The sequence below is a fragment of the Sphingomonas sp. M6A6_1c genome (assembly GCF_053345135.1).
On the sequence record NZ_JBKEZO010000001.1, the window covers coordinates 601384 to 612724 of the forward strand.

An 11341-nucleotide genomic window follows, 5' to 3' on the forward strand; every position below is an offset into this window, starting at 1 on the left:
GGCGCTTCGTCACCGCCGCCTTCCCAACTGGGCCCCGGCTTTCGCCGGGGTGAGTTGGTGTTCGGCCTCTTACAGGTCGATCAGGATGCGGGTCGGGTCCTCGATCGCGTTCTTGAGCGCGACGAGGAAGGTCACCGCCTCGCGGCCGTCGATCAGGCGGTGATCGTAGGACAAAGCGAGGTACATCATCGGGCGCACGACGACCTGGCCGCCGACCACCACGGGGCGCTCCTCGATGCGATGCAGGCCGAGCACCGCCGCCTGCGGCGGGTTGATGATCGGGGTCGACATCAGCGAGCCGAACACGCCGCCGTTGGAGATGGTGAAGGTACCGCCCTTCATCTCGTCCATCTTGAGCGTGCCGTCCTTGGCGCGGCGGCCGAAGTCGCCGATCGTCTTCTCGATGCCGGCGACGGTCAGGTCCTGCGCGTCGCGGATCACCGGCACGACAAGGCCGTTCGGCGCGCTGACCGCGACCGAGATATCGGCATAATCGTGATAGACGATCTCGTCGCCCTCGATCGAGGCGTTGACCGACGGGATGTCCTTCAGCGCCATCGTCGCGGCCTTCACGAAGAAGCCCATGAAGCCGAGGCGGACGCCGTGCTTCTTCTCGAAGAGATCCTTGTACTTGGCGCGCGCCTCGATCACCGCGGTCATGTCGACGTCGTTGAACGTCGTCAGCATCGCGGCGGTGTTCTGCGCTTCCTTGAGGCGCTTGGCGATCGTCTGGCGCAGGCGCGTCATCTTGACGCGCTCTTCCTTGCGACCGCCCGTGGCGGCAGCGGCGGGGACCGGCGCGGCGGCGGGGGCCTGCGTCGCGGGCTTCGACGCGGCGGCGGCGGCGACGTCTTCCTTGGTGATGCGGCCGTCCTTGCCGGTGCCGGTGATCGACGACGGATCGAGGCCATATTCGAGCACCGCACGACGCACCGACGGCGACAGCGCCGCGGGCGAATCGCTCGACGCTTCAGGCTGCGCGGCGGGCGCCGGCGCGGCGGTCGGTGCCGGCGCGGCGGCGGGAGCCGGAGCCGCCGCGGGAGCGGGCGTGGCTGCCGGAGCGGCGGCCGCGCCGTCACCCGCCTCGATCGTCGCGAGCATCGCGCCGACCTCGACCGTGTCGCCGACCTTGACCGCATGCTGGCCCATCACCCCGGCGACCGGCGAGGGCACCTCGACCGAGACCTTGTCGGTTTCGAGGCTGGCGATCGGCTCGTCGACCTTGACGGGGTCGCCGGGCTGCTTGAGCCATTCGCCGACGGTGGCTTCGGTGATCGATTCACCCAGAACGGGCACGGTAACTTCGGTTGCCATCTCTTGCATCCTTCTCCCCGCGGAGGGGTCTCAATCGGGGAACGTTGTTAGCTGCTGGGGGACTGGGTCGGCCGGGCGGTCGTCGTCGAACCCTCGCTGCGGGTGCGGCGGATTTCCTCGCGGACGTTGTGGCCGAGCGCATCGGCGACCAGCGCACCCTGTTCGGCGGTGTGACGCTTCATCAGGCCGGTCGCCGGCGAGGCGGAGGCCTGACGGCCGGCATAGCGCGGCCGCTTGACCGCGCAATCGGCGGCCTTGAGCGATTCCTCGATCAGCGGCTCGACGAAGAACCAATAGCCGTTGTTCTTCGGCTCTTCCTGCGCCCAGACGACATCCTCGAGCTGCGGCATCCGCGCGATCCGGCGGGCGAGCGCGTCGCCGGGGAACGGATAGAGCTGCTCGACGCGAACGATCTGCGTCCCGGTATCGCCGGCGGCGTTGCGCGCCTCGATCAGATCGTAGGCGACCTTGCCGGTGCACAGCACCAGCCGCTTCGTCTCGGCATCCGCCGCACCGTTGGTGTCGGACAGGATGCGCTTGAAGTGGCTGTCGCCCTGGAAGTCGGCCGCAGCCGACACCGCCAATTTGTGGCGGAGCAGCGACTTGGGCGTCATCACGATGAGCGGTTTACGGAAGTTGCGATGCATCTGCCGGCGCAGCAGGTGGAAATAGTTCGCCGGCGTGGTGCAATTGGCGACCTGGATATTATCCTGCGCGCACGACTGGAGGAAGCGCTCGGGACGTGCCGAGCTATGCTCGGGCCCCTGCCCTTCGTAGCCGTGCGGCAGCAGCATCACGAGGCCGTTGGCGCGCAGCCATTTGGATTCGCCGCTGGTGATGAACTGGTCGATCATGATCTGCGCGCCGTTGACGAAATCGCCGAACTGCGCCTCCCACATCACCAGCGTCTTCGGGTCGGCGAGCGCATAGCCATATTCGAAACCGAGCACGCCATATTCGGAGAGCGGGCTGTCGAGCACTTCGAACCGGCCGTGCTCGACGGTGGTCAGCGGTACGTATTTATGCTCGTCGGTCTGGTCGACCCAGACGGCGTGGCGCTGCGAGAAGGTGCCGCGGCCCGAATCCTGACCCGACAGGCGGACGCCATAGCCCTCCGACAGCAGCGAGCCGAAGGCCAAGGCCTCACCCGTCGCCCAGTCGAAATTCTCGCCGGTCTTGAACATCTGGCGTTTGGCATCGATCACGCGCGACAGCGTCTTGTGGATCTGGATGCCCTCCGGCACCGTCGTCAGCGTGCGGCCGAGCGCGTCGAACAGCTTGAGCTCGATCCCCGTCTCGACGTTGCGGCGCTCGCTGCCGCCGTCGGTCGGCGCCGACAGGCCCGACCAGCGGCCGGCGAACCAGTCCGCCTTGTTCGGCTTGTAGCTCGCGCCCGCCTCGAACTCGCCTTCCAGCAGGGTGGTGAACTGGTGGACCTTGTCGTCCAGCCACGCCTGGTCGATCACGCCTTCGGAGATCAGGCGCTTGGCGTAGATCTCGCTGACGCCCGGGTGCTGGCGGATGACATTGTACATCAGCGGCTGGGTGAAGCCGGGCTCGTCGCCTTCGTTATGGCCGAAGCGGCGGTAGCACCACATGTCGATGACGATGTCGCGGTGGAACTTCTGGCGGAATTCGATCGCCATCTTGGTGGCGAAGGTCACCGCCTCGGGATCGTCACCGTTGACGTGGAAGACTGGCGCCTGCACGCCCTTCGCCACGTCGGACGGATAGGGCGACGAGCGCGCGAATTGCGGCGACGTCGTGAAGCCGACCTGGTTGTTGATGATGAAGTGAACGCAGCCGCCGGTGTTGTAGCCGCGGATGCCCGAGAAGCCGAGGCATTCCCAGACGATCCCCTGCCCCGCGAACGCCGCGTCGCCGTGGATCAGCACCGGCAGCGAGGCCACGTGATCGGTCAGGTCGTTGGCCAGCGTCTGAATCGCGCGGGTCTTGCCGAGCACGACCGGATCGGCCGCCTCGAGGTGCGACGGATTGGCGACCAGCGACATATGCACCTTGTGACCGTCGAACTCGCGGTCGGTGGAGGTGCCGAGGTGATATTTGACGTCGCCCGACCCGCCGATCTCGTCGGGGTTGGCCGAGCCGCCGGCAAATTCGTGGAAGATGACGCGCAGCGGCTTCGCCATGACGTTGGCGAGGACGTTGAGCCGGCCGCGATGCGCCATGCCGAACACCATCTCACGCACGCCGGCCTGGCCGCCGTATTTGATGACGCTTTCGAGCGCCGGGATCATGCTCTCGCCGCCGTCGAGGCCGAAGCGCTTGGTCCCGACATACTTCTTGCCGAGGAACTTCTCCCACTGCTCGGCCTCGATGACCTTGCTGAGGATGGCGCGCTTGCCGTCGGTGCTGAACTCGATCGCCTTGTCCTTGCCCTCCATGCGGTCCTGCAGGAAGCGGCGCTCCTCGACGTCGACGATATGCATATATTCGAGGCCGACGTTGCCGCAATAATTGCGGCGCAGCGTGTCGACCAGCTCGCGCACGGTCGCCCATTCGAAGCCGAGCGTGCCGCCGAGGTAGATCGGCCGGTCGAGATCGGCATCGGTGAAGCCGTGATATTCGGTACGCAGATCCTCGGGCATGTCGCGATTCGACCGGCCGAGCGGATCGAGGTTGGCGGCGAGATGGCCGCGAACGCGATAGGTGCGGACCAGCATCTGCGCGCGGATCGCGTCGCCTGCCGCCTTGATAACGTCGTCCTTGGACGGGGCGGCCGCAGGCGCCGCGACGGGCTTGCCGCCCTTGGCGGGCTTGGGCGCCGGCTCCATCTGCGTCGGGTCGAGGCCCGCGGTCAGGTCGTCGGTGGTCGATAAAGGCCAGCGCTTGTTGGTCCAACTCGGGCCACCGGTGCCCGCCTCGAGACCCTCGAAGAAGCCACGCCAGCCGAGATCGACCGACGATTGGTCGGCCTGATATTTGGCGTAGAGCGCTTCGATGAACGCAGGCGACACGCCGGATGCGATGTCGCTGAAATCCTGACCTTCGTAGCCCATGGTCTTCTTCCTTTACCCTTCTCCCATCGGGAGAAGGAGGGGCCCGCCCGCGTCAGCGGGTGGGAGGATGAGGGCGAGTGTGGCACGTCGCCCTCACCCTTCCGCCGTCCTTCGGACGGCTCCCTCCCTCTCCCGGCGGGAGAGGGAGATATCGTGTCAGCCGTTCAGCACTTCCAGCAGCGTCGAGCCCAATTCCGACGGGCTCGCCGCGACCTTGATGCCGGCGGCTTCCATTGCCGCGATCTTGCTCTCGGCGTCGCCCTTGCCGCCCGACACAATCGCGCCGGCGTGGCCCATGCGACGGCCCGGAGGCGCGGTGCGGCCCGCGATGAAGCCGGCCATCGGCTTCTTGCGGCCACGCTTGGCCTCGTCGATCAGGAACTGCGCGGCCTGCTCCTCGGCATCGCCGCCGATCTCGCCGATCATGATGATCGACTGGGTCGCCTCGTCGGCGAGGAACAGTTCGAGCACATCGATGAAATTGGTGCCGTTGACCGGATCGCCGCCGATGCCGACCGCGGTGGTCTGGCCGAGCCCGGCGTTCGAGGTCTGGAACACCGCCTCATAGGTCAGCGTGCCCGAGCGCGACACGACGCCGACCGACCCCTGCTTGAAGATCGAGCCCGGCATGATGCCGATCTTGCATTCGCCCGGCGTCAGCACGCCCGGGCAGTTCGGCCCGATCAGCCGCGACTTGGAGCCCGACAGCGCGCGCTTGACGCGGACCATGTCGAGCACCGGGATACCTTCGGTGATCGCGACGATCAGCGGGATCTCGGCATCGATCGCCTCGAGGATCGAATCGGCCGCGAAGGGCGGCGGCACGTAGATCACCGACGCATCCGCGCCGGTCTTCGACTTGGCTTCGGCGACGGTGTTGTAGACCGGCAGGCCGAGATGCTCGGTCCCACCCTTGCCCGGCGTCACGCCGCCGACCATCTGCGTGCCATATTCCAGCGCCGCCTTGGTGTGGAAGCTGCCGGTTTCGCCGGTCATGCCCTGGGTGATGACCTTGGTGTTCTTGTTGACGAGGATGCTCATCTAGGTTCTCTTCCTCATTGTTCCCCGGCGAAGGCCGGGGCCCAGTTGGGAAAGCGGATCAGTTTGGCGACAGCGTTTCGAACAGATCATCCCAACTCGGGTTCATCCCTTCGATCTCTTTCACCTTCCAGGCCCGTTTCCATTCCTTCATCTGCAGTTCGCGCTGGCGAGCAGCTTCGATGCTGTCGTGTGCCTCGTACCATACGAGCCACTTGCAACCGTATCTTTTGGTGAACCCCTCGACGATCCCTTCGCGATGCTCCCAAACCCGTTTGGGGAGATCGCTGGTCACGCCGATGTAGATGGTGCCGTAGCGCCCGCTTGCCATGATGTAGACGTAGCCGGGCTTATCCACCTTGGGGTTCTCCCAACTGGACCCCGGCCTTCGCCGGGGAACAGCCTGTTAGTTCAGCGAGCTATCGATGCCCTTGCACGCCTCGAGCAGTTCCTTGACCGCATCGACCGAGACGGTGAGGTTCGCCTTCGCTTCGTCGTCGAGCGCGATCTCGACGATCTGCTCGACGCCGCCGGCACCGATCACCACCGGCACGCCGACATAGAGGTCGTTCACGCCATATTGGCCGTCGACATAGGCCGCCGCGGGCAGGACGCGCTTCTGGTCGTAGAGATAGGCCTCGGCCATCGCGATGCCGCTGGTCGCCGGGGCGTAATAGGCCGAGCCGGTCTTGAGCAGGCCCACGATCTCGCCGCCGCCGCCCCGCGTGCGCTTGACGATCGCGTCGATCTTGTCTTGCGTCGAGCGACCCATCTTGATCAGGTCGGGAACCGGGATGCCCGAGACGGTCGAATAGGAGATGACCGGGACCATCGTGTCGCCATGGCCGCCGAGCACGAAGCTGGTGACGTCCTTGACCGAAACCTGGAACTCGTCGGCGAGGAAGTGGCTGAAGCGTGCCGAGTCGAGCACGCCGGCCATGCCGACCACCTTGTTGTGCGGCAGACCCGAGAATTCGCGCAGCGCCCAGACCATCGCGTCGAGCGGGTTGGTGATGCAGATCACGAAGGCGTCGGGGGCGTTGGCCTTGATGCCCTCGCCGACCGCCTTCATCACCTTGAGGTTGATGCCGAGCAGATCGTCGCGGCTCATGCCGGGCTTGCGCGCGACACCGGCGGTGACGATGATGACGTCGGCGCCGGCGATGTCGGCATAATCGTTCGAGCCGGTGATCTTGGCATCGAAGCCTTCGACCGGGCCGCACTGGCTGAGGTCGAGCGCCTTGCCCTGCGGCACGCCTTCGACGACGTCGAACAGCACGATGTCGCCAAGACCCTTCAAAGCCGCGAGGTGCGCGAGCGTGCCGCCGATGTTACCGGCGCCGATCAGCGCGATCTTCTTGCGAGCCATCCAATCCATCTCCGTTGGCCCCAATTCGGGGCGGGGCGTGATTGGCCACGCCGACTACGCCCGTTTTGCGCGCCCGGCAACCGATAAACGCCATCGGTTAAGAGTTTATATGATAATGGTTCGCAACTGCATTAAGCTGCGCCATGGCCCTGCGCGAGGTAGTCCTCGGAGCGCATTTCCTCCAGCCGACTGACCGTCCGCTGGAATTCGAACCTGCCGTCGCCTGCCGGATACAGCGCATCCGGCTCGGCATCGGCAGCGGCGAGCAGCTTGACCTTATGCTCGTATAGCGCGTCGATCAGCGCGACGAAGCGCGCCGCCTCGTTGCGGTTCTCCGGGCCGAGCCGCGGGATGCCGACAAGGATCACCGTATGATAACGGCGCGCCACCGCGATATAGTCGGCAGCACCGCGCGCCTCGCCGCACAGCTTCTTGAACGAGAAGACGGCGACGCCTTTCAACGTCTTTGGGACGTGGAGCGTGCGGCCCTGTATTGCGATATCCTCCGACGGGATCGGCTCGGTCACCTCGTGATCGGTCAGGCGGAAGAAGGCGGCGGAGAGGTTCCGCGTCGCCTCCGCGCCGTTGGGGACGAGCCAGGTGTTCTGCTGACCCAGCCGGTCGCGGCGATAATCGATCGGGCCGTTCAGGGTCACCACATCGAGGCGGCTTTCGATCAGCGCGATGAAGGGCAGGAAATGCTCGCGGTTGAGCCCGTTCTTGTAGAGATCGGCGGGTGCGCGGTTGGAGGTGGTGACCATCGTCACGCCGGCTTCGAGCAAGGCGGTGAACAGGCGGCTGAGGATCATCGCGTCGGGCGAGTTGGTGACCATCATCTCGTCGAAGGCGAGCAGCCGCGTCTCCTCGGCGAGCGCGGCGGCGACGGGGGCGATGGGGTCGCCGGCCTCCTTGCGGCGCTCGATCGCGATGCGGCCGTGCACTTCGAGCATGAACTCCGAGAAATGCACGCGGCGCTTCTTGCCGACGGCGACGTTGGCGAAGAACAGGTCCATCATCATCGACTTGCCGCGGCCGACATCGCCGAACATGTACACGCCGCGCGGCGTGCCGCCGCCGCGCCCGGTGAGGCGGCCGAACAGGCTCTTCTTGCGCGGCGCTTCGAGCGCGGCGGCGAGTTCGTCGAGGCGGGTGGCGGCGGCGCGCTGCTCGGCGTCGGGGCGAAGCTCCCCGGCGGCGACGAGCGCGTCATAGGCGTTGAGGACTTTGGTCATGCGATGTTCCTGCGGCGCCGTGGGGCGCCCTATCCTGCAATTATAGGCGTGGCGCCCCCGCCCTCGCCGATCGCGAGGGGAGAGATGCCGAGGGCGGGTGCGATCGGTGAATGGTCGGGGTCAGGCGGCGGCCTTGCGCAGCGTGCCGGTGAAGCTCGCGATCGTTCGCGCCTCCTGCACGACGAGCCCGCGCAGGAAGAGCATCCGGCCGGTTTCACGCAGCAACTCGATGCGCGCTTCCAGCGGCACGTCGATCGCGCCGCCATCGATGAACTGCGCCGACAGATCGACCGTCACAGCGCCGCCTGCCCCGAGTACGCCGAACGCGCGCGACGCGGCGAACAGCGCGACATCCATGAAGCCGAGCAGTGCGCCGCCGTGGACGTTGTCGCGCATATTGGAATGGTATCGCCTGGGCAGCATGCGGACGCGGGCGATCTCGCCCTCGACGCGGACATGCAGCGGCTCGATGAAGGCGTTGAAGCGGGACACGTCCCGGACCTGCCAGCGCGTCCAGCCGGGCAGGTCCGGGTCGTCGTCATCGACGAAGGCCGGGGACTCCGTCACGCCCCCCGCCTTACAGGATGCGCTCGGCTTCCATCTTCTTGATCTCGGCGATCGCCTTGGCGGGGTTGAGACCCTTCGGGCAGGTGTTCGCACAGTTCATGATCGTGTGGCAGCGATACAGGCGGAACGGATCCTCGAGCTGGTCGAGCCGCTCGCCGGTCATCTCGTCGCGGCTGTCGGCGAGCCAGCGATAGGCCTGGAGCAGGATCGCCGGCCCCAGGAACTTGTCGGCGTTCCACCAATAGCTCGGGCAGGACGTCGAGCAGCAGGCACACAGGATGCACTCGTAGAGGCCATCGAGCTTCGCGCGATCCTCCGGCGACTGCAACCGCTCCTTGCCCGAGGGGGGCGGGCTGACCGTCTGCATCCACGGCTTGATCGAGCTGTATTGCGCGTAGAAATGCGTGAAGTCGGGGACGAGGTCCTTGATGACGTCCATCGCCGGAAGCGGCGTGATCTTCACCTCGCCCTTCACGTCCTCGATCGCGGTGGTGCAGGCGAGACCGTTGCGGCCGTCGATGTTCATCGAACACGAACCGCAGATGCCCTCGCGGCACGACCGCCGGAAGGTAAGCGAGGAATCCTGCTCCGCCTTCATCTTGATCAGCGCGTCGAGCACCATCGGACCGCATTCGTCGAGGTTGATCTCGAACGTGTCGTAACGCGGGTTCTCGGCGGTATCGGGATCGTAGCGATAGACCTTGAAGGTCTTGATGCGCTGCGCGTCACCGGTCGCTTTATGAACCTTGCCCTTCGCCTTGACCTTGCTGTTCTTGGGCAGGGTGAACTCGGCCATCGCCGCAACGCTCCTCTATATGCTGCGTTGCGGCTATGCCTTTCGTCGGGCGAGTGCAACCCCCGAGAGATAGGTCGCGATCAGATCACATCAAGAACAAGACCGCGCTGCCGCGCCTCCTCGGCCTCGATATACCAATTGGATGGCGCCTTGCTGCGCAGCTCGTCCAGCGTCACCGACGAGCCGCGGACGATCTCGCGGAAGCCCTCTTCCTGGATCTTGATCGACTCCTCGATCTCGTGGAGCTTGGCCTTGAGCACCGCAGGCAAGGTGGTGAGCGGGCCGGAGAGCTGGACCGTGCTGGTCATCAGCCGCTCGTGCAGCATCAGCCGGGTGCCGCGGGTGAGGAAGCGCTTCTCGACCGGGAAGGCCGCCATGAAGGTGGCGCCGGCGGAATAGACCGCGACCTTGCCGAGGAACAAGGTCTCGCGGCCGGTGTAATCGCGCAGCAACTGGATGTCGTCGCCCATCGCGCGGCCCATCTCGGGGTCGCCGCCGAGCGTCGTGATCGAGACGACGAGCGGTCCGTCCTGCGGCGCTTCGGCGAGCTGCGTCTTGAAGCGGGCGTACATCATGTCGTCCACGGTGCCGTGGAGCTGGATGTGCGGGAAGGCGAGCAAAGGGTATTTGCTGGCGACGTTTTCACGGGCGAAGTCGGTCATGCCGCGGCGAACCCTTGTGATCGGTCGAGGTTCCCAACCATCGCGGAACCCGCTGCGGTGCTGGGGCGCTTGTGGCGCGACCCGATGAAAGATTGCTCCATGAAACCAGCGCTCAAGCCCCTTTCCGAGCAGGTGATCGTGATCACCGGGGCAAGTTCCGGAATCGGCCTCGTCACCGCGCGGATGGCGGCGGAGCGCGGTGCCAGGGTGCTGCTGGTCGCGCGCGACGAGGCGGCGTTGCGCGACGCGGTGCAGGGCATCGTCGCGGCGGGCGGGACGGCGGACGCTTATGCCGCCGACATCGGCGATGCGGATGCGATCCGCGCCGCGGCGGCGCATGCCAACCAGCGGTTCGGGCGGATCGACACCTGGGTCAACGATGCCGGCACCGCGATCTACGGCAAATTGGTCGAGCTGCCCGACGACGAGCATCGCCAGCTGTTCCGGACCAATTATTTCGGCACCGTCCATGGCTGCCTCGCCGCGATCCCGTATCTGACCACGTCGCGCGGTACGCTGATCACGGTCGGGTCGGTCGCGTCGGATATGCCGAGCCCGATCATGGGCGCTTATGCCGCGAGCAAGCACGCGACCAAGGCCTATATCGACGCGCTGCGGATGGAGCTGGCCAGCGACGGCGTGCCGATCCAGGTGACTCTGGTCAAGCCGGCGGGGATCGACACGCCGATCGCGCAGCATGCCGCCAATCACGAGCCCGGCGAGGCGCAGATCCCGCCGCCGGTCTATGCGCCCGAGCTGGTCGCGGACGCGATCCTGTTCTGCGCGACGCATGCCAAGCGCGACATCACCGTCGGCGGCGCGGGCCGCGCGCAGGCCTTGTTCGCGGCGCATTTCCCTACGTTGTTCGACCGGCTCGCGCCGCTGGCGGCGACGATGTTCGTCGATCCGAAGAAAGAGCAGCCCGCGCCCAGCAATCTGTTCACCACCACCGATACCGGTCGCGTCCATTCGGGCGAGCATCCGGCGGCGCGGCAGACCAGCCTGTATACCGCCGCGGCGAAGCGTTCGGGGCTGACCAAGACGCTGATCGCGGCCGCGGCGATAGGTGCCGGAGCGTTTCTCTATCGTCGGAAGGATGCGGCATGAGCGACATCGAATGGCAGATGAGCGCGGTCCTCGCCAACGTCGATCGCGGCGGCAACGAGGTTCCCGAAGTGACCAACCTCGCCGATGCGGTGCGGGCGTGGCTGGCGCTGGACAACGGGTTGCAGAATGACGCGGTGCTGCGGCCCGAACGCGCGGTGGAAGTGGATGGGGAACCGGTCGCGGTGTTCGCCGGGCAGGCGATCCGCGGACTGGCGGCGCGGCTGACCGGCTGAGGC

At 66.3% G+C, this 11341-nt stretch carries 11 protein-coding genes; 2 read left to right on the forward strand and 9 right to left on the reverse strand.

The annotated features are described in order from the left end of the window. Positions 1-69: 69 nt before the first annotated feature. The 9 genes from odhB to ACLBWH_RS02745 all read right to left on the reverse strand — a co-directional run bounded on the left by odhB (position 70) and on the right by ACLBWH_RS02745 (position 9998). A complete protein-coding gene (odhB, locus tag ACLBWH_RS02705) occupies positions 70-1314 on the reverse strand; it encodes a 2-oxoglutarate dehydrogenase complex dihydrolipoyllysine-residue succinyltransferase (RefSeq protein ID WP_447796575.1) in 1245 nt (414 codons plus the stop codon). Positions 1315-1361: 47 nt separating this feature from the next. After that, positions 1362-4334 carry a 2-oxoglutarate dehydrogenase E1 component gene (locus ACLBWH_RS02710; RefSeq protein ID WP_447796576.1) on the reverse strand — a complete coding sequence of 991 codons (2973 nt, stop codon included), beginning with the start codon at positions 4332-4334 and terminating at the stop codon, positions 1362-1364. 156 nt (positions 4335-4490) lie between these two features. Next, positions 4491-5375, reverse strand: a complete 885-nt coding sequence (gene sucD / locus ACLBWH_RS02715; RefSeq protein WP_293877422.1) for a succinate--CoA ligase subunit alpha — start codon at positions 5373-5375, stop codon at positions 4491-4493. 58 nt (positions 5376-5433) lie between these two features. Continuing rightward, positions 5434-5730 (reverse strand): GIY-YIG nuclease family protein, encoded by a 297-nt coding sequence (locus ACLBWH_RS02720; RefSeq protein ID WP_447796578.1) that lies wholly within the window; start codon positions 5728-5730, stop codon positions 5434-5436. A 48-nt stretch (positions 5731-5778) separates the two neighbouring features. Continuing rightward, positions 5779-6741 carry a malate dehydrogenase gene (gene mdh, locus ACLBWH_RS02725; protein ID WP_137899374.1) on the reverse strand — a complete coding sequence of 321 codons (963 nt, stop codon included), beginning with the start codon at positions 6739-6741 and terminating at the stop codon, positions 5779-5781. Between the two features lie 131 nt (positions 6742-6872). Next, a complete protein-coding gene (gene zapE, locus ACLBWH_RS02730) occupies positions 6873-7973 on the reverse strand; it encodes a cell division protein ZapE (protein ID WP_322849392.1) in 1101 nt (366 codons plus the stop codon). Positions 7974-8093: 120 nt separating this feature from the next. Then, on the reverse strand, positions 8094-8540 hold the full coding sequence (locus ACLBWH_RS02735) for a PaaI family thioesterase (protein ID WP_322849393.1): 447 nt from the start codon (positions 8538-8540) through the stop codon (positions 8094-8096). A 10-nt stretch (positions 8541-8550) separates the two neighbouring features. Next, positions 8551-9336 (reverse strand): succinate dehydrogenase iron-sulfur subunit, encoded by a 786-nt coding sequence (locus tag ACLBWH_RS02740; protein ID WP_038659584.1) that lies wholly within the window; start codon positions 9334-9336, stop codon positions 8551-8553. A gap of 80 nt (positions 9337-9416) precedes the next feature. After that, complete coding sequence (locus ACLBWH_RS02745; protein WP_322849394.1) at positions 9417-9998, reverse strand: ClpP family protease; 582 nt, start codon at positions 9996-9998, stop codon at positions 9417-9419. Between the two features lie 99 nt (positions 9999-10097). Between ACLBWH_RS02745 and ACLBWH_RS02750 the strand changes: the two genes are divergently transcribed. Both ACLBWH_RS02750 and ACLBWH_RS02755 read left to right on the forward strand, forming a co-directional pair. Beyond that, positions 10098-11105, forward strand: a complete 1008-nt coding sequence (locus tag ACLBWH_RS02750) for an SDR family oxidoreductase (protein WP_447796582.1) — start codon at positions 10098-10100, stop codon at positions 11103-11105. Next, positions 11102-11338, forward strand: a complete 237-nt coding sequence (locus tag ACLBWH_RS02755; RefSeq protein WP_322849396.1) for a hypothetical protein — start codon at positions 11102-11104, stop codon at positions 11336-11338. The genes ACLBWH_RS02750 and ACLBWH_RS02755 overlap by 4 nt, the downstream gene beginning before the upstream one ends. The last annotated feature ends 3 nt before the right edge of the window (positions 11339-11341 follow it).

Bases quoted from the DNA above. Each gene is read 5' to 3' on its own strand.
- ACLBWH_RS02710 (WP_447796576.1), bottom strand. From the start codon at position 4,334: ATGGGCTACGAAGGTCAGGATTTCAGCGACATCGCATCCGGCGTGTCG.
- zapE (WP_322849392.1), bottom strand. From the start codon at position 7,973: ATGACCAAAGTCCTCAACGCCTATGACGCGCTCGTCGCCGCCGGGGAG.
- ACLBWH_RS02755 (WP_322849396.1), top strand. From the start codon at position 11,102: ATGAGCGACATCGAATGGCAGATGAGCGCGGTCCTCGCCAACGTCGAT.
- sucD (WP_293877422.1), bottom strand. From the start codon at position 5,375: ATGAGCATCCTCGTCAACAAGAACACCAAGGTCATCACCCAGGGCATG.
- odhB (WP_447796575.1), bottom strand. From the start codon at position 1,314: ATGGCAACCGAAGTTACCGTGCCCGTTCTGGGTGAATCGATCACCGAA.
- mdh (WP_137899374.1), bottom strand. From the start codon at position 6,741: ATGGCTCGCAAGAAGATCGCGCTGATCGGCGCCGGTAACATCGGCGGC.
- ACLBWH_RS02745 (WP_322849394.1), bottom strand. From the start codon at position 9,998: ATGACCGACTTCGCCCGTGAAAACGTCGCCAGCAAATACCCTTTGCTC.
- ACLBWH_RS02750 (WP_447796582.1), top strand. From the start codon at position 10,098: ATGAAACCAGCGCTCAAGCCCCTTTCCGAGCAGGTGATCGTGATCACC.
- ACLBWH_RS02740 (WP_038659584.1), bottom strand. From the start codon at position 9,336: ATGGCCGAGTTCACCCTGCCCAAGAACAGCAAGGTCAAGGCGAAGGGC.